Origin of the sequence: Ferruginibacter sp. (assembly GCF_028288465.1) — a bacterium.
Lineage (GTDB): Bacteria > Bacteroidota > Bacteroidia > Chitinophagales > Chitinophagaceae > Ferruginibacter.
In genome coordinates, this window is sequence record NZ_JAQBNR010000071.1 from 1 (window position 1) to 19,267 (window position 19,267).

Annotated in this window: 13 protein-coding genes and 1 tRNA gene; 4 read left to right on the plus strand and 10 right to left on the minus strand. The window is 40.3% G+C overall.

Going from position 1 to position 19,267, the window contains the following annotated elements:
* The 4 genes from JWR61_RS26560 to JWR61_RS26575 form a co-directional block, all read right to left on the minus strand.
* Nucleotides 1-341 (minus strand): hypothetical protein (locus JWR61_RS26560; protein ID WP_301930672.1); only part of this gene is annotated, 341 nt, incomplete at its 3' end.
* The gene (locus JWR61_RS26565) at nt 322-2,772 is read right to left on the minus strand and encodes a DUF2339 domain-containing protein (protein ID WP_301930673.1); all 2,451 of its coding nucleotides are present in this window, start codon (nt 2,770-2,772) and stop codon (nt 322-324) included. The genes JWR61_RS26565 and JWR61_RS26560, both read right to left, overlap by 20 nt.
* Before the next feature lie 242 nt (nt 2,773-3,014).
* Nucleotides 3,015-3,782, minus strand: a complete 768-nt coding sequence (locus JWR61_RS26570; protein ID WP_301930674.1) for an exodeoxyribonuclease III — start codon at nt 3,780-3,782, stop codon at nt 3,015-3,017.
* Between the two features lie 39 nt (nt 3,783-3,821).
* On the minus strand, nt 3,822-4,640 hold the full coding sequence (locus JWR61_RS26575; RefSeq protein WP_301930675.1) for a hypothetical protein: 819 nt from the start codon (nt 4,638-4,640) through the stop codon (nt 3,822-3,824).
* Nucleotides 4,641-4,919: 279 nt separating this feature from the next.
* Between JWR61_RS26575 and JWR61_RS26580 the strand changes: the two genes are divergently transcribed.
* Nucleotides 4,920-6,368, plus strand: coding sequence for an ATP-binding protein (locus tag JWR61_RS26580; RefSeq protein ID WP_301930676.1), 1,449 nt, complete (start codon nt 4,920-4,922; stop codon nt 6,366-6,368).
* Between the two features lie 158 nt (nt 6,369-6,526).
* On the opposite strand, the gene metH is transcribed toward JWR61_RS26580, so the two are convergent.
* The 5 genes from metH to JWR61_RS26605 all read right to left on the minus strand — a co-directional run bounded on the left by metH (nt 6,527) and on the right by JWR61_RS26605 (nt 16,236).
* Nucleotides 6,527-9,247: a methionine synthase gene (gene metH, locus JWR61_RS26585; protein WP_301930677.1), complete on the minus strand. Its 2,721-nt coding sequence runs from the start codon at nt 9,245-9,247 to the stop codon at nt 6,527-6,529.
* A 279-nt stretch (nt 9,248-9,526) separates the two neighbouring features.
* Nucleotides 9,527-10,543, minus strand: coding sequence for a homocysteine S-methyltransferase family protein (locus JWR61_RS26590; RefSeq protein WP_301930678.1), 1,017 nt, complete (start codon nt 10,541-10,543; stop codon nt 9,527-9,529).
* A 283-nt stretch (nt 10,544-10,826) separates the two neighbouring features.
* On the minus strand, nt 10,827-11,450 hold the full coding sequence (gene recR, locus JWR61_RS26595; RefSeq protein WP_301930679.1) for a recombination mediator RecR: 624 nt from the start codon (nt 11,448-11,450) through the stop codon (nt 10,827-10,829).
* 162 nt (nt 11,451-11,612) lie between these two features.
* Nucleotides 11,613-13,010 (minus strand): Ig-like domain-containing domain, encoded by a 1,398-nt coding sequence (locus JWR61_RS26600; protein WP_301930680.1) that lies wholly within the window; start codon nt 13,008-13,010, stop codon nt 11,613-11,615.
* 70 nt (nt 13,011-13,080) lie between these two features.
* Complete coding sequence (locus JWR61_RS26605; RefSeq protein WP_301930681.1) at nt 13,081-16,236, minus strand: ATP-dependent DNA helicase; 3,156 nt, start codon at nt 16,234-16,236, stop codon at nt 13,081-13,083.
* A gap of 253 nt (nt 16,237-16,489) precedes the next feature.
* Between JWR61_RS26605 and JWR61_RS26610 the strand changes: the two genes are divergently transcribed.
* Together JWR61_RS26610 and JWR61_RS26615 are read left to right on the plus strand one after the other, a co-directional pair.
* Nucleotides 16,490-16,963 (plus strand): SRPBCC family protein, encoded by a 474-nt coding sequence (locus JWR61_RS26610; RefSeq protein WP_301930682.1) that lies wholly within the window; start codon nt 16,490-16,492, stop codon nt 16,961-16,963.
* Nucleotides 16,964-17,349: 386 nt separating this feature from the next.
* Nucleotides 17,350-18,144, plus strand: coding sequence for a C1 family peptidase (locus JWR61_RS26615; protein ID WP_301930683.1), 795 nt, complete (start codon nt 17,350-17,352; stop codon nt 18,142-18,144).
* A gap of 91 nt (nt 18,145-18,235) precedes the next feature.
* On the opposite strand, the gene JWR61_RS26620 is transcribed toward JWR61_RS26615, so the two are convergent.
* Entirely contained in the window at nt 18,236-18,907 is a 672-nt protein-coding gene (locus JWR61_RS26620) for a M48 family metallopeptidase (protein WP_301930684.1), read from the minus strand.
* 175 nt (nt 18,908-19,082) lie between these two features.
* On the opposite strand from JWR61_RS26620, the gene JWR61_RS26625 reads away from it, so the two are divergent.
* Nucleotides 19,083-19,154: transfer RNA gene (locus JWR61_RS26625), tRNA-Arg, on the plus strand.
* Nucleotides 19,155-19,267 lie beyond the last annotated feature (113 nt).

Consider the following 19,267-nt stretch of genomic DNA (forward strand, 5'->3'; position numbering starts at 1 on the left):
TTGGAAGTCAGCCCTCCGGGGGATTTAATGGTAACAATTGTATTGACTTTTGAATTTGCTATTATTTCGTATGATAAATTAACCGGGGTAAGATCCCGTTGAATTATGTTTTGGGACAATACCAAAAGGTGAGGTACCCATTTACCCTCTTTATTTACTATGCGGATATCACTGTAATCTGTTTTTACACGTGCGCTTATTTCCGGCGTAAAAACAATATTATAAAAGCTGGATTGTTTAACGGTATCCAGCAAACTAAAGTATTTATAACCGGCTGTTTGCGCACTACAGCAAAGACATAGCAGGTTAAAGAAAAAAACACTAATCCACTTTGGCTTCATTATCTATAATTATTTTTTTTAGGCGCTGATACATAAATGATACAATCAGCAGCAATATACCAAGACAAAAGAAAGCAGCAATCTTTCCGCCTGCGGGAATGTTCCTGATATCGAATATAAATAATTTAGCCAGGGTTAACGTAAACAGGCTAAGCGAAATAATTCTTAAAGAACGATATTTATAATGCATGCCCAGCCACATAAAACCAAATGAACACATACCCCATAAAATGGGCAACCCTGTTTTTATATAAATGCGTTGGATATTTTCGAGCGGGTTAGTTGTACTGTAAAAAATAGTATTCACAATTAAAGCAATTTCTGAGCTGAGGTAAATGACAGCAACAATGCACAATACCCACGCTGAAAAATTAAACAAGTCTTTCATAGAATTGCTGTTGCTTTTAAAAAGGCGCATTAATCTGTAAAGCGCAATTGCTGCAAGAAGCGCTGTTGCCCAGTGTGCCAGCATATGTATTTCGTTGCTGTTATGAATGAGCATGTTTTGTTGTATAAAAAACACCTGTGTTTCAAACAATAGATATAACAGCACTGAAACCGACAGCAGCAACGCAATGGTTTGCCAATGCAGGTTTGCCCACTTAATTTTCGGACTAACGTAGGTTACTATGTTTAAAAATATTGTTGTGTACAACAATACGTAAAGCATGTTGAAGTTACTGTCAGGATAATAAAAATTGAATTGAAAATTAATTTCCAATGCTCCTGCCAGGAACAGTAATACAATTGCACCCAGGCGAAAAACCATTGGATGCGGAATGATTTTAATGCCTGTTGCCAAACTTGTTTCATTGTCTCTGCTGCGCAGCATGAATAACAGGTAAGTAGCAGCCGCTGCAAAAATGGACGTGATGAAACCCTTATTGACGATGATTTTAACGGCATTATTTTGAAGAATGTACAATTGAGACCAGTCCATGAAAAGGCTGATCAGCATTAATAACCATACAAGAACCGATGCATATTGAATGATGGTAATTCTTGCTTTTGTAAACAACCAATAGAGCAGCACAGCTTCACTAGCCCAAAACAACGTGATGTAATTACCATGTAATTGTATGGGTGCGGTGATAGAAATAAAGGTGAGCGTAATGCCAATCAGCAGGTATAAAATATTAGAATCTGCTTTTTGTTTACGGAATAAAAAATAAGAAGCCGCTAAGTTATAGATGCCCATCGAAGCACTGAATAAGCCTTTGAATTCCGTCGCATTCATTTTGTTTATACAGTAAAGGCCAGCGGCAAAATAAAGGGAAGTGCCTGCAAGCAGAATACCGAAATCAGAAGCAATAAATTTCTTTTTCTCCCTGATATTATGGGCAATGTTTATTATAAAATACATCAGGTAAAAAATGGTAGCGTATACAAAACCATTCCGGTAAGTGGAAAACGGTTCATCATAGCCCAGCGTTATGAGCCAGCTGCCAAACAGGATAACGGTAAAAATAAAACTCAGCAAATTTAGCAGGCGCCAGGCTTTGTTAAAAGCAATTACTAAAAGACCGGCGTTTAAGATAATAAGATAAATAAACAATGCTTTGTAATTGTTGCTGCCATCACTCACTAAAAAAGGTGCAGCAAAACCGCCAACCAGTGCGATAATAATTAACTCCTGTTTATTATACAGCAATGAAAGTAACACTGCAAATAGAGTGATTACTACCATAATAATAAACGCAGTTGTTTGACTAAAAAGATGAAACTGGTGATAGGCCAGCGTAATAGTAAAATAAAAAACAGCCAAACCACCTCCCGCCAAAACGGAGCTAAAACTTTTGTAGTTGTTGCGCATGCGATGTGCCAGGGCTACCAGTATACCGCCACAAAATATACCAATAGATACCCGTCCAACCGGGCCTACCCAATCCTGGTCAATCGCATACTTTACAAAGAAGCCAATGGCCAGCACCAATATGGCGATGCCAATTTTATTGACAAGATTTTCGCCAATAAATTTTTCCATATCCGGATGGCGCTCAAAAAAACCGGGCGCTGGTTTGGGAAAATCTCCTGCAGGCAGAGAATTGATCAACGGTTTTGCTGGTTCTGTTTTTTCGGTCAAAATTTCTTCCTGCTCACCTGCGTTGAATGTGGCTGGTTGTTCAGTAGGCTGAGGTTCATTTGTAGTCAGGGCCGATATTATAATAGGCTCCGGATCATCTGCTATTGTAAACAGGCTGGTATACGTATTTACATCTTTTAGCGGCGGTTTTACTTCAACGGGTACATCTGCTTCTTTGATGGTGGAAGGTTCGGGTGGAGCAATCTTTTCGGGCGTTAATTTTATAAGCTGGTTTCTTAGCAGCCTGAACTCGCCTTCGAACTTTTCAAGCTGCCGGCTTATTTTACTGTTTTGGTTGAGTACGATAATTAAAAAAATAATCAGCAAAAGGATAGACAAAAATTCCATACGGCATAAATTGGGTAAAGGCTAAGGTAGCGAAGCAATTATCAATTATGTAAATTTTTTTAAGGCAGGTGCGGAAGACTGCGGGTTAACGATGGAATTGTATGAAATTATATGATCAATGAATGTATTCAACCATCAACACCAGTGTTGAATAATGCCTACGCATTGAGGCACTTTGTGTGATTAATGTAAGCTGATTTAATTGCTGATATCAAACAAGACAGCTAACCTGGCAGCAGTATTTAATTATCTATCTCCAGGTAAATCGGGCAATGATCACTGTGCTTTACATCAGGATAAATGTCTGCGCTTACCAGCTGATTTTTAAGCGCATCGGTAACAGTGATATAATCAATGCGCCAGCCCTTGTTGTTTAAACGCACTGTTGGAAAACGCTGACTCCACCAGCTGTAACGGTGTGGTTCGGGATGAAATTCCCTGAAAGTATCTATCCAGCCACTGGCTAAAAATTGACTCATCCATTCCCTTTCCTGTGGTAAAAAACCAGAAGAATTTTTGTTACCCTTTGGATCGTGAATGTCTATTTCATTATGAGCAATATTGTAATCGCCGGTTAAAATTAATTTGGGGTATTGCTTTTTTAAATCGTTCACCCATGCATGAAATTCATCCAGCCAAACATATTTAAAAGCCTGCCTTTCTTCACCGGAAGTACCCGACGGAAAGTAGGCATTGATTAAACGGATATCTCCAAAATCAGCCTGTATTATGCGTCCTTCATTATCACTGGATGGAAGGCCGCAGCCAATCACCACATTATCCGGTTTGATTTTTGAAAAAATAGCAACACCACTGTATCCTTTTTTTTGCGCACTAAACCAATGATGATGAAACCCCAATTCATCCAGTTGTTTAAAGTCTACATCATCTTTGGTAGCTTTTGTTTCCTGCAGGCAGATGATGTCCGCCGGGTTGGTTTTGAGCCAGTCGATAAACCCTTTTTTAAAAGCAGCACGAATGCCGTTGACATTATAGGAAATGATGCGCATGAGAAAAATTAGTTGAAGTTTACAAATTCAATATAGCAGTTATGATTTTACTTTTCCACCAGCAGGGAAAGTAATACCGAGATTCAAAATCATTTCATAAGTACCGAAAGCATGTTTGGCTGTGCCCTGATATATTTTTAGATTTGAGTAACGGGCATAATCAATTTTGTTGCAATACTCCAGGTAAACATACTTGCAAAACGTCGCCCTGATGGCTCCTTCAACACCCATGTTCCAGCCACCGAGTTGAAAATGTGCATCATTTGCCTGGCCGAAAAATTTGTTATCAACATGCGGAATAACCGGACCTATACCTGCTTTGGCTAAAAAATCAATCTTTACTTTTTCATTGTTGCTACTGTACCATTGCGAACGCTTAACAATATTAAACAGTAAAAAATTGGCTCCATTATTCAGGTAATAATAAAAATCTGGCTGGCGGAAACTTACAACTGTATCTACTGTTCTTTTGTTAAGTGTACCTTTAACTCTTGCCTGCTGATCTGTAAAAATAAACTTGGTATGATCAAAATTTATTTCAAAAGCGATGCCTCTTTTTTTATTTACAAAAAGGCCGATGCGGTAGTTATATTGTGGTATTGAAATGGCTTTTGTAAATAAGCCTTCGTTCCATCCCGGATGATCATTGCCGCGAATGTTTACAAAGCTGTAATGATTACCAAGAGATGGCTGATCAATTTTTACTTTGCTGTTGGTGTACCATTCTTTATTATAACCCCATGAAAAATAGAATTCTTTTTTTCTTTCTTTTTTATTTGTTTGTGCTGCTACGGAGGAATTAACAACAGTTAGTGTTAAGATGCAGGCTACATATTGGATTAATACTCTTTTAGTCATTCAATTTACTTTCTTTATGATTTGCAAAAATATACAAAAATCGGGCACCCGCATTTGAATTGTACGGCAAAATCTAATTAATCCAGAAATTGTGGTGCTTCCAGTTAAAACTACCTTGCAATATAAAAATACACGGTAGTTAATGTAGTAATATTACTAAATTATTCTGAGCCAAATCTGGTAATAAAATTAAGTTTTGGCTTGAAATAAAAATGAGATGTTGAGCCAAAACTGGAAATAAAGTGTAGTTTTGGCTTAAGATAATTTAAATTTATTTGGATGATTATCATTGGAAGAGAAGAAGAAAAAGCTTTACTGGATGAGGTTTTAGCAAGTACAACCGCAGATTTGGTAGCAGTATTTGGCCGGCGGAGAATTGGCAAAACTTTTCTTATACGCAATCACTTACAAAAGAACATTATTTTTGAATATTCAGGGATCCATAATGTAGAAACTGCCGTTCAGTTAAATGGTTATTGCCGGGCGCTGGCAAAACAACTAAATACCAATATTGATTTACCAGATGCTGCTGACTGGTTCGCTGCTTTTGATTTAACATCAAAGCTGGTGCAAAAAAAATTACGCCGAAAGAAAGTGATCCTGTTTTTAGATGAGTTCCCCTGGATGCAAACACCCAAGTCTAATTTTTTGGCCGCCTTTGAGCAATTCTGGAATACCTGGGCCAGTAAGCAAAATAACCTGGCCATTATTCTTTGTGGGTCTGCAGCCAGTTGGATGATACAAAATGTAGTACGTAATAAAGGAGGGTTGCACAACCGTATTACCCAAAAAATTGCCTTGCAACCTTTTACACTATATGAAACGGAAGCCTTTTTAAAAAGCCGAAATGTACAATTGAACCGCTACCAGATAACCCAACTGTACATGGCTTTTGGAGGTGTACCACATTATTTAAACCAGGCAACGCCAGGCCACAGTGCTGCACAGATTATTGAAAAAACATGCTTTACAAAAAACGGGTTTTTATACAATGAGTTTACTGATTTATATAAAGCATTGTTCGATACTGCGGATCGCCACTTTAAAGTAATTAAAGCATTGGCCGCAAAACCGATGGGGTTAACTCGTAATGAAATTATCAAATTGTGTAAGTTGCAAAGCGGCGGTAGTACCACTAATTTGCTGGATGAATTATCGGCATCTGGTTTTATTACACCTTATATTCCGATTGGGAAAAAAAGTAAGGATAGCATTTATAAACTTACAGACGAATACTCCTTGTTTTATTTAAAATTTATGGCGGCCAACCGCGATGGCAGCAAAGGTACCTGGCTAAGGTTAAGTGACACGCCTGCCTGGAAAAGTTGGAGCGGTTTCGCATTTGAAAGTGTGTGTAGCAAACACATTCCTGCTATTAAAATAGCCCTTGGGATCAGCGGCAGTTACAGCGAAACATCTATTTGGAGAAGTAAAGGCAATAACAATAATGGTGGAGCGCAAATTGACCTTGTAATTAACCGGAGGGACAACTGTATTAACCTTTGCGAAATTAAGTTTTACGAGGCTCAATTTTCATTGGATAAAAAGTATGCTGCGGCCTTACAACAAAAGAAAAATATTTTCAGGGCTGAAACAAATATCAACAAACATCTTTTTATTACGCTCATTACCAGTACAGGCATTCAGCCAAACGAAAATAGTATTGGCCTGGTTGATCAATACCTGAATCTTGACCAGTTGTTTGTTGCATGGCAAAAAGAAAGATAACATCCTGAGCCAAAACTATCTTTTAATCATAGTTTTGGCTCAGGATATTTTAAGCCATTGCAATGGCTTAACGTAGATAAAACCATAGCCTACTGTTTTATCTACGCTTACATTTTTGAGGTGTCAGCAAGATAAAATAACAGCTATAATCCGCTACGTTATTCCAGAATGGGGCGCAGCCACCTTTTTACTTCATCCGGTGGCATTGCTTTTCTCTCTGTATAATCTTTCAGTTGATCATCATTTATTTTGCCCACACCAAAATATTTACTTGCCGGGTTAGCAAAATACCAGCCACATACCGATGCCGCAGGATACATGGCCAATGATTCTGTGAGGTGAATCCCGGTGGTAGCTTCACCACCTAATAAAGTAAACAGTTTGTATTTTTCTGTATGGTCAGGGCATGCGGGATAGCCTGGTGCTGGCCTGATTCCCTGGTAGGCTTCGCCTATCAATTGCTCATTGGTTAAATGTTCGTCTGATACATAACCCCAGTATTCAATACGGGTTTTCTTATGCAGCAGTTCTGCAAATGCTTCTGCAAAACGGTCGGCTAAAGCCTGTAAAATGATCTTATTATAATCATCATGAGCTTCCTCAAATTTTTTGATATGGGGCTCGATGCCTTCAATAGTTACTGAAAAGGCGCCTATAAAATCCTTGAGACCAGTGGCCTCCGGTGCAATAAAATCACTTAAAGATAGGTTGGGCTGACCGGCCGCTTTTTTTATTTGCTGGCGTAAAAATTCAAGCTTTAAAGTGGTCGCTTCATCTTTTACTTCAACCGTATCTGGTGATGTTTTAGTAGCAGGCCAAAAACCAATAACGCCTCTTGCCGTTAACCATTTTTCAGCAATAATTTGCTGCAGTAATTTTTTGGCATCATTGTATAATTTGGTTGCTTCAACACCAATCACTGTATCCGTAAGCAATGCAGGAAATTTGCCGTGCATTTCCCATGCAATGAAGAAGGGCTGCCAGTCAATGTATTCAGCTATTTCAGCAAGGTCATAATTATTGAAAACTTTTGTTCCGGTAAATGCTGGTGCTACCGGTGTAAAATTGTCCCAGTCAACTGCAGCACCGTTTTGTTGGGCTTCTGCAAAAGGTAAATAATTCTTGACTGTTTTGCGACTGGCAAAATCTTCCTTTAATTTATGATATTCGGTTTTGATACCATTTAAAAATTCAGGTTTTGTTTCTTTGTTTAGTAAGCTGCCGGCAACGGTTACGCTGCGGCTGGCATCCAGTACATGTATCACACCGTTATCATATTCCTGCGCAATTTTTACGGCCGTGTGCATACGGCTGGTTGTGGCGCCACCGATCAAAAGTGGTTGTGTCATGCCTCTTCTTTTCATTTCGTGCGCCACATGCACCATCTCATCCAATGAGGGTGTAATGAGCCCGCTCAGCCCAATGATGTCCACATCGTTTTTGATGGCCGCATCCAGAATTTTATCTGTTGCTACCATTACACCCAGATCAATAATATCATACCCGTTGCAACCTAATACAACGCCTACAATATTTTTACCGATATCATGTACGTCCCCTTTTACGGTAGCCAATAAAATTTTTGCTGCGCCAGCTGCCTCTTCATTAGTAGTCCCTGCGGCAAGATGCGCCTGTTTCCTGTCTTCTTTTTCCTGTTCGATAAAAGGCGTTAATACAGCCACCGCTTTCTTCATTACACGGGCACTTTTTACAACCTGTGGTAAAAACATTTTGCCTGCGCCAAACAAGTCACCCACGATGTTCATTCCATCCATCAGCGGACCTTCAATAACATCCAATGGCTTCGGATATTTTTGACGGGCTTCTTCTGTATCTGCATCAATGTAATCTGTAATGCCGTTTACCAACGAGTGGGCAAGCCTTTTTTCTACCGGTTCATTTCTCCACTTTTCATCTTTCACCTCTACCTTGCCTTTTGCTTTTACTGTTTCAGCATGGATGATTAATTTTTCTGTCGCTTCATTGTTATCATTGTTGCGGTTTAAAATTACGTCTTCGCACAGGTCGCGTAAAGTGGGATCTATTTCATCATACACCACCAGCTGGCCGGCATTAACAATACCCATATCCATACCTGCTTTAATGGCATAAAAGAGGAACACGCTGTGAATGGCTTCCCGCACATGGTCATTGCCGCGGAAAGAAAATGATACGTTGCTTACACCACCACTTACCTTGGTCAAAGGCATTAGCCTTTTAATTTCTTTCGTAGCTTCTATAAAATCAACAGCATAATTATTATGTTCTTCAATACCGGTAGCAATAGCAAAAATGTTGGGATCAAAAATAATATCCTGCGGATCATACCCAACCTGTTCAGTCAGAATTTTATAGGCCCGGTGACAGATTTCGATTTTGCGTTGTTTGGTATCAGCCTGCCCCACTTCATCAAACGCCATCACAATAACCGAAGCGCCATAGCTTTTACAAATAAACGCCTGCTCAATAAATTTGGCTTCGCCTTCTTTCATCGAGATAGAATTCACGATGCACTTACCCTGCACACATTTTAAGCCGGCTTCGATGATGGCAAATTTGGAAGAATCAATCATGATGGGAATCTTTGCAATATCCGGTTCTGCCTGTACCAGGTTTAAGAAGGTGGTCATTGCTTCCACGCCTTCCAGCATGGCATCATCCATGTTGATGTCAATTACCTGTGCGCCACTTTCTACCTGTTGGCGGGCCACACTAAGGGCTTCCTCATACTTACCATCCTTAATCAGACGGGCAAATTTTTTACTGCCGGTTACATTGGTTCGTTCACCAACGTTTACAAAATTTGTTTCAGGCCTGACAACCAGTGGCTCCAATCCGCTTAAACGCAGGTAAGGTTTGATGTGAATATTTTCGCTCATAATTTTATACTTCAATTGCCCTGTGGCTTGCTGATATTTAATATTTTTTTGACGACCTATTTTACAGTTTCATAACCTAATACGCTGCTACAGTTGGTCACACCATGCTTTGTAAATGCATATGGAAGTTTACTTGCAACTCCACGTCCTGTAATTTTTGATATCACAAATCGTTATATCAAAGAATCTACTCTGCTGACGTTAATTGTAGGGTGCTTATCTTACTCAATTATTTTTATTCTGAATCAATTTCCGGGACACTGTCCCGGAAATTGGATTTTATAAAGCTTCTTCCAGCACGGGTAACTCCCTTGGTTTATATTTAGCCACTTCATCTGCAATATGTTTGATGTGATCCGGTGTGGTGCCACAACATCCGCCAACGATATTTAACCAGCCATTCGCCGCCCATTCTTCAATGATATGCGCTGTTTCATGCGGTTGTTCATCGTACTCACCAAAGGCATTGGGCAAGCCTGCATTGGGATAGGCAGATGTATAACAACTGGCAATGGAAGATAACTCTTCAATATGCGGCCGCATTTCCTGTGCGCCCAATGCACAGTTAAGCCCGATGCTGATGGGGTTGGCATGCTGCAGCGAAATATAAAAAGCTTCCAGCGTTTGACCGCTTAAAGTTCGGCCACTGGCATCTGTGATGGTGCCGGAAATCATGATTGGCAATTCGGCAATACCATTTGTTCTGAAATAATTTTTAGCTGCATACACAGCGGCCTTAGCATTCAGTGTGTCAAAGATTGTTTCAATCAGTAACATATCCACGCCGCCATCTACAAGGCCTTTTATTTGCTCAGTGTAGGCCGCGGCTACTTCATCAAAAGTTACTGCACGAAAGCCCGGATTGTTTACATCCGGAGACAGCGACAATGTTTTATTGAGCGGGCCAATAGCACCCGCAACAAAACGTGGCTTATCCGGATTTTTGGCAGTGTATTCATCTGCAGCTGTTCTGGCGCACTGTGCTGACGCCACATTTAGTTCATAAGCCAGCGATTGCATATCATAATCAGCTTGCGCAATTACCGTACTGCTGAAGGTATTGGTTTCAATAATGTCGGCACCTGCCTCCAGGTATTCTTTATGTATGCCAATGATAATACCAGGCTGGGTAATACTCAGCAAGTCATTGTTTCCCTGTACATCCGTATGCCAGTCTTTAAAACGTTCGCCGCGGTAATCGGCTTCCTTTAATTTATGCCGTTGTATCATGGTGCCCATGGCGCCGTCAATGATTAGTATCCGTTCTTTAAGGCAATCTTTTAATGTTTTTTTCATCGCTTTAATAAAAGTTAAATTATTAACTAATAGTTGAAGTGAGTGACACAACGATGCTGAACATGGCTGTAACGGCTCACTAAAAAATCGTAAACTATTAAACGAGAATCAAATCCGGGAGAAGATGTTGGGAGTTGCTTTCGTTTATTAGTTCACTTGGCCTTTGAAGGCTGTTGAATACAGGCTGAACAATAAACAAATCCACCTGTAACCCTGTAAAATTAGGACAAGTTTACGTTATAGCAAAATGCGGACGGCACAGAAGTTCATAGATTGAGCGGGGCTAATTTCCGGCATTGATGTAGTTTTCAACCGGTATACGGTTGCTGATACTTTTGGCCAGCGTCATTTCATCAGCATATTCCAGCTCGCCGCCAAAGGCAATACCGCGGGCAATGGTGGTAATTTTTACGGGATATGCTTTTAATTTTTTTCCGATATAGTAAATGGTCGTGTCGCCCTGGATGTTGGCGTTGAGGGCAAAAATGATTTCTGTAATAGATTCTGTTTCCATTCTTTTAGCAAGGGAATCTATGTTCAGCTGGTCGGGGCCTACACCATCAAGTGGCGAAATAATGCCGCCGAGTACATGATAAATGCCGTTGAATTGCTGGGTGCTTTCTATGGCGATTACGTCCCGGATATTTTCTACCACACACAACAGATCCTGCTTGCGGCTGTGGTTGCTGCAGATATTACAAAGCGCAGCGTCTGAAATATTGTGGCAGCGGGAGCAAAATTTTATTTCTTCCCGCATCAATGAAATGGCTTCGCTGAAACGTGTTACATCTGTCACATCCTGTTTGATAAGATGCAGTACCAGCCTGAGCGCTGTTTTTTTTCCTATGCCCGGCAGGCGTGCAAATTCATTCACCGCATTTTCTAAAAGAGAAGAAGAAAAAATCATGGCGCAAAGATAAATGGTTATTTTAATGGATAATTGATAATGGGGTAATGGATAATTTTTTGTGGCTGATACTTTCCGCAATTCAGGCGAAATGCTTTCTTTTCGAAAACAATAGCCTTGCAATCAGCAGGCATTATCCAATATCCATTAAAAAATTATCCTTTAAAGCTCTATTTCCCGCTCATTATCCCAATTGGCTTTGATAGTTAATTTTTTATCTAGTGTGAGCGCATGCTCGGGTTGAATTTTCTTTTTGTAATTGCCTGGGTCCCATATGCCATTGTTATTGGCGTCGTACAAAATGCGCAATTCGAATTCGCCGGGGTTAAAATATTTATCCGTCCAGGAGGCAGCCGTAACTTTTACAGATTTTACAATTTCAGCACCGTTTAAAAACTGTATTACCGGGTGGCGTGCTGAATCCAGCTTGGTAAAGCGCAGGGTTATGCTACCATAATCACTTTCCTTTTTTGTTTGAAATTTGAGCGTATCAGATTTTGCCAGCGTATTGTTGGCGGTATCGGCGATGGCCTCTTTTGGAATCACTAAACGGTAGGCGGTTTCCAGCGGCCATTTGTTTTTTACAATGATAATTTTACGGGTGCTATCCATCGTTATGGTGGCTCCTTCCACCTTAATAAAGTTGGTGTCGGTCAAAACTATTTTGGTGCTGTCGAACAGTTTTAATTTATTATTAAAGCGCAATTCAAGATTGGTAAATATGTCCTGGGCCGCACCGGTACCCAGGCTGGGAGTTAGTTTCAGCTTTTTATCAGCGGCAGATTTGGCTGGCAGGCCAGCTGCTTTTTTTATATCTTTTTCTTCTTCGTATGCGTACAATCTTACCGAATCGTTTTTGCCACTTACCCGAACCGGTTCATCTGCAAAAGCAAAACTTTCAATTTTTGAGTTGTAGGTTTTACCGCCATCGCCATCCTTTAATGCATACACTTTATACTCTCCCGGGGCAAGGTTGGTAAAAGTAAAAATGCCGTTGCGGTCTATCCTGGCAATATAATTAGGCTTTCTTATTTCAACAGCAGAATCAGGGGCATCGCGGTATAGCAATGCCTGCAGTGTACTATCTGGCTTGCCGGTTTCGGCCATTAATACTTTGCCGCTTAATTTTAAAGAATCAATGGTGTTGCCGGTTGAAAATACATAAGTAAATTCCTTAAACGGGTTGCTTTCGTTATTGTCTACAATAGCGTTTCCAAAATTGATGGCATAAGTAGTTTTATCCAACAGGGTATCTTTTAACTTAATACTAACCTCTTTTAATTTATAGGTAATGATGGGGAAAGTTTTTGGAAAAGGCGATACAATCACATTTTTTTGAACGTCCAGCACATTGATGTACTCATCAAAAACCAGCGTGATTTTATTGCCGGTAAAATTCGTGGTCATTAATTTAGGAAGGGCAGCAACCAAAACAGGCGGGATACTATCCCTGGGGCCGCCGGTTGGTGCACCAATCTGTGCACAACCGCTTCCGGTAACCGTAATAAAGTAAATAAAAAAAACAGCAGCAGCGGTGTATAAAACATTTTTAATCTTCATCAAATGGTGTTGAACTGCAAACTTAAACCCTTTATGCTATTTGCCCGCAACCCTGAATCATAAAATTGACTTAAGGGTTTATTTCCTCCTCTTCTTCAATCAGATCATGCAATGCGACTGCCAGCTTGTTGTCTTTTACAAAATTGCACCAGTGGCATTCGGGTTTACCACAGCCAGTATAAAATTCCCTGGCCTGTATTTTTGCCCATACTGTTTTTATTTGTTGTTTTACAGTTTCAGTATCAGCCGGGGTGATGATGATTTTTTCTTTGCGGTATTGTTTCTTTTTATCGGGTTCAACAAAATCAAATTCGGTGCTGATCACCTTCCAGTCTTTCTGGCCATAATTATCAACCAGTATTTTATAAAATACCGCCTGACGCCAGTAATCGCCACCATTGGGGTCTTTATCATTTGGGCCTTTCATTTTCGGTAACGCATTGTCAACATTGCCGCTTTTATAATCAACTACATTAATCTCTTTGCCGTTGAATTCAAGTTTATCCAGCTTGCCTTTTAGTGGTACGCCATTTACAACTACGCCTTGTATGTTTCTTTCAACGGTTACAATCTTGTTCCAGGTATTGATGTATGTGTCATAGTATTCCGGCAATACCATGGAGCCTTGTTCCATTCTCCGCTGAAATTCCTCTTCTGTAAAATTTTCCCGGTGTTTGCGCAGGTACCTGCTAAAGTCAGCCACTACTTCTTCTTTTGGCGGAAAGGTTTTGCTTTCGCTGGCAAGCATCTTGGTGAACAATTTTTCCAACGCATGATGGATGGCACTTCCAAACTCCAGCGTTTCGCTTTTGCCCGCCGGTATGCGGATGAGGTTTTTATAATAGAAGCCTAAAGGACAATCCAGGTAAGCACTCAGCGCCGTTACATTCATCACGAATTTATCCAGTAAACCACTGATAAAATCGGCCTCGCTTTTTTCAATTTCCGGCGCCTGTGCGGTGAACTGCAGTTGCTGAAACGCCAACATTTCTTCATCTGTTAAAGTAACTTTTTGTACCGGCAAAATATGCTGTTCTAAAATTTCTGCCAGGAACATGGAGGGTTCCATTTCTTTACCATCGTTTTTATATTTGGCATAAGAAATATGCAAATGCTTTTCCGCACGGGTTAGTGCTACATAAAACAGTCGTCGTAATTCCTCTTCCTCGCTTGATTTTGGTTGTGTTGAAAACAGCGTATCCGGCATTTTATAACCCCCAGCCGGCTTGCGTTTTTTTTCCCAGCTGGAAGCATTGATGCCCGCAAAAAATACGTATTCAAATTCAAGCCCTTTACTGCCGTGCGCCGTTAGCAGGTTTACACCTTTATCACTTCCTGATACCTGCGTGAGAGGTAACTTCAATTCCTCTTTTTGCATAAGATCGATTGTTTTCACCAGGTCATCCAAATTTAAAAAGGGATTGCGTGCTGTTTCATCTTTTATAAAATCGAATAGTTTGGTAAGCAATTGCATCAGCATCACCTTTTCATCACTTTGCATAATGTAGGTGAGCACACCACCATCATGAATGATCTTTTCAAACAACTGCTGCAGGGTTACATTCGATACATCAGCAATCAATCTTTCAATGATGCCACTAAAGTTTTTTAGTTTTTCATTGATGCCGGTATCAAATAAATCTTTAGGCCTTGCTGTTGCTTTATCATACAATAATTTACGAATAGATGTTTGTTCATTGTTATACCGCTTCTTATTCACTTCCACCGTAATTTTTGCAATTTCAATAGGTGGAATTAAATAAAAATCATAATGCAGTATTTCGAATAGCATTTTATCGCCGCCATAGGGAATATCATGTTCGGCATTTAAGTAGCGCAGTATTTCGATGATTTTTTTTGCAAAAGGATGTTCCAGAATATTAACCGAACGCTTGCTGAAGATGGGTATTTTTTTTAACCGCAGGTAAGCCGCCAGTTCTTCGCCATATTTATTTTCTTTGTAGATGACGGCAATTTTTCCGGGGTCTATCCCCTCCTGTAATAATGCCTCTACCTGGTTGGTAATGCCGGCCAATTCATCCCTCACGGAATTGTACTCTGTAATAACCGGCAGGTGCAGCAAGGATTTCAGGCCTTCCCGGGATGAGATCAATTCTTTGCTGAGGCCTTCAATTTGTTTTACCAGCCGCTCTTCATTTTTGTTGATCAGCGTTTTTGATATATCCAGTATGGGTTGAGTGCTGCGGTAGTTATTGGTGAGTACCACGGTTTTTAAAACCGATACATACTGATCTGCAAAGCCCAGCATGTTCTCCACATTGGCCCCCTGGAAACGGTAAATACTTTGGTCATCATCGCCCACTACAAATACATTCGGTGTATCCCAGTAATTGATGAGCAGCTGCACCAGCCTGTTTTGTGTACCGCTGGTATCCTGGAATTCATCTACCAGTATGTACCGGAACCTTTCCTGGTAATCGGACAAAACATTCGGGTTGTTTTCAAAAACAGCAATCACCCAATTGATCATATCATCAAAATCGTAGCGGTTTTTCTGGCGCATCAATCGCTGAAAATTCTCAAACTCATTTACCGCCGCACGTAACTTTTCGGCCTTATCTATTTCTTCATCAATCTTATCCTGCTTGATATCACCGGCATTAAATTGTTTATATTTTCTTTTATATACAAACTCATCCCGTAGCGGCAAATCTTTTATAAAATCATTTATTTTTTCATTGATGAAGGAAGGCGTCCAGCCCTCTCTTTTCATGTTACTGAATAAATTACGCAGGTTGTTTACTTCATAATATACATCGCCGCGGTATCGTTTCAGCGGATGTTCTTTCTTAAAATTATCTATCAGCGCTTTAAACAATTGTATGCTCTCCAGTTCGGAAATGGCATCCAGCGAATTCTTTTCAAACAACGGCAAATTGTCCTGTATTACATCATTGCAAAAAGCATGGAAGGTGTAAATATTTACTTTGTAAGCATCTGCGCCGATAAACTGCTGCAGCCTGCGTCGCATGGCAATAGCGCCTGCATCGGTGTAAGTAAGGCATAAAATATTTTCAGGCAGGGCATCCGTATCCAATAATATTTTACCAATTCTCGCAGCAAGAATTTGCGTTTTGCCCGTGCCCGGGCCAGCAATCACCATTACCGGACCTTCGATGGTATCTACGGCAATACGTTGCTGTTCGTTCAGCTTTTTATATTCTTCGTTGAATTTTTGTTGTAGTTGTTGTTGATATGTTTGCATGTTCTGTTGCAGGACGGTTTAACTTAAAAAATAATCTCCGGGGGAAATTGATTAAAGATAACAAGCCTGCCGGTAGCGTTAAAATTTTTATGGATGCAGCATTCATTTATGATGCTGACTGATGGTTAACTTTTATAACTATGTTCAACTTTTTTCTGTACTTAACCGCAGGCGGGAGTTAAACACCGCCAAGGGTGATGGACAAAACATAAAACAAAACACACTTAATATTGTTGTAGGGTAAAATATAAAAATGAGCAAAGTCTACTCCCTTAAAACCGTACAGCAATTACCCATTACCCTTGATGCAGCCTGGGACTTTTTCAGCAGTCCCGCCAACCTGCAAAAAATTACACCTGATGCCATGGGGTTTAATATAGTTTCCAAATACCATGGCGATAAAATGTACCCCGGGCAGATAATTGAATATACCGTAAAACCATTGCTGGGTATACCTTTATACTGGATGACGGAAATTACACATGTAGAAGACAAAAAATATTTTGTGGATGAACAGCGTTTTGGTCCCTACAGTTTATGGCATCACCAGCATCATTTTAAAGCCGTACATGGTGGTGTTGAAATGACGGATATCGTGCACTACAAAATGCCATTTTGGTTTTTTGGAGACATTGCCAATTCTCTGTTTGTAAAAAAGCAATTGAAGGGGATATTTGATTACCGGTTTACTGCTGTTGAAGCCATGTTTGGAAAGATGGTTGTATAGCTACACTCGCTGTATTTTATTTAAGCACACGCAATTTTGATAGCCCGTTATTTTTATAACGGGTATTTTTTTGCATGTAACCGGTGATTAATGGCTTGTTAACGCTATAAAAATAAACTGTTTGTGGTATTGACATTGCCTTGAAGGATTTCTATCTTGTAGGATAATTGATTGAAGCCTGCAGCAATACAACTACTAATTTTTAACAGCAGGGAATAACAATTACCAGGCTGCAATCCTGAGGCAATGATGCAATTGCACATTGTACTAAATCCACTCCGAAATCAGAAAGGCAATGGCTACACATGTGAGCACCGCAGTGGTGAACATGTGGAGGTATCAGATCAACATACTAACAGCATTTCTTATATTAAAAACAGATCAACATGGCAAAGAAAACAAACAAACCAGTTTTTAAAATGGGTTGGTTACCCGACCTGCCCGATGCGAGGGATTTTATGTATGCAGCTCCGCTGAAATTAATGCAGAAAATGCCGGCAAAGGTAGACCTGCGCCCAACCTGTCCGCCGGTATATAACCAGGGCGGATTGGGTAGTTGCACTGCCAATGCACTTTCCGGCGCTTTTCAGTTTGGTAAAAAGAAACAACGCAAGGCTGATTTTATGCCCAGCCGGCTTTTTTTGTATTATAACGAAAGGGTAGCCATTCATACTGAAAGCAGCGACAGTGGCGCCTTTTTGCGGGACGGCATTAAATCGCTGAACAAAGATGGCATCTGCAAAGAAGCTGAATGGACCTATGATGATGATTCAACTCCGGGCGCAAAGTTTACTAAAAAGCCACCGGCCGCCTGTTATTCCCATGCACTGCAAAACCAGATTACTTCTTATCAGCGGCTCAGCAATAGCAATATCAGCATATTAAAAGGCTGCCTGGCAGAAGGCTATCCTTTTGCCTTTGGCTTTACCGTGTACGAAAGTTTTATGACGGCTGCAATGGCCAAAAAGGGGATTATGCCAATGCCCGATTTCAGCAAAGAAAAAGTAGTGGGTGGCCACGCCATTCTTGCAGTTGGTTATGATGAAAAAAAGCAGATGGTATTAATAAGAAACAGCTGGGGTACAGGCTGGGGTATAAAAGGTTATTTCTGGATGCCTTATGCCTACATCACCAATACACATCTCTGTGATGATTTCTGGACCATCCGGCTGGTAGAGTAAACGTTAATTTCACACAACGGGGCTAAGAATACAAAGGCCACAAAGAAAATTTCTTTGTGGCCTTTTATGTAAGACTGATGTCAAACAATCTTTAGCCTGGCATCCGGGTGATATATTTTTCCATTTGCTTAATCTGGTCGGCAATTTGAGGCGTGGTTGGTTTAAGTCCTTTTGCTTTTCTGAAGTATTCTTTCCCAGCCCTGAATTCTCTTTTATTGATCATAATGGATGATAATTGCAGGTAAGCCGCCGCTTCATTTTCCTTATCAGGTAGACCTGCACGGATAGCGCCGCGGATATAGCTTTCTGCCTGTTTCATATCACCTTTTTGCATGGCGAGCATGCCCAGCTGTAATTTATTGGCACCTTCTGCCTGCTTCATCTGGTCGCCTAAAATGCCACCGCCACCCATCAGTGACTGGCTCATTTTTAAATGTTTTTCAGCGCCTTCATAATTCTGATCTGCCATATCCAGGTTGCCTTTTACGGTATAATAAACAGAACGAATAGGCTTGATGAGCAACGAAGGAAACCAGATTGAATCTATAACTTTTTTAGCTCCTTCAATATCACCACTTTCCATGCATTCCTGTATCAGACGCATGGGGCCAAAAATAAAATGACCCACAATTAGTATTACCGCGGCCAGGTACAATACAAATGAAGGCCAGAAGCCAGCCTGGACATTGGTAAATATAGCCAGCGCCAATAAAACTCCTCCCAACCATAAACGGTATTTAATCACCAGGGTTAACCACTTCATATACTTAAAAAATTTGGATGGCAAAGATAAGGCTAAGAAAATTACGAATCTTAAAGAAGCCGCCGGGATTGTTTGATGCGGCAAAACCGGTCCAAATAATCAATGTTGGAAGCTATTGGGTTGTTTGTTACTTTTGCACTCCAAAATAAGTTTATCAGCAGCTGGTTGCTGGAATGGTCCCGTAGTTCAGTGGATAGAATAGAAGTTTCCTAAACTTTAGACACAAGTTCGATTCTTGTCGGGACCACATCCTTAAAAAATTAAAGAATAATAGCCTTACAAAAATTCTACCAGTAAGGCTTCTTGTTTTCAAGCGAGGCCCGATTTCTCCCAATAGTCATTAATTGTACTTCAATAGCT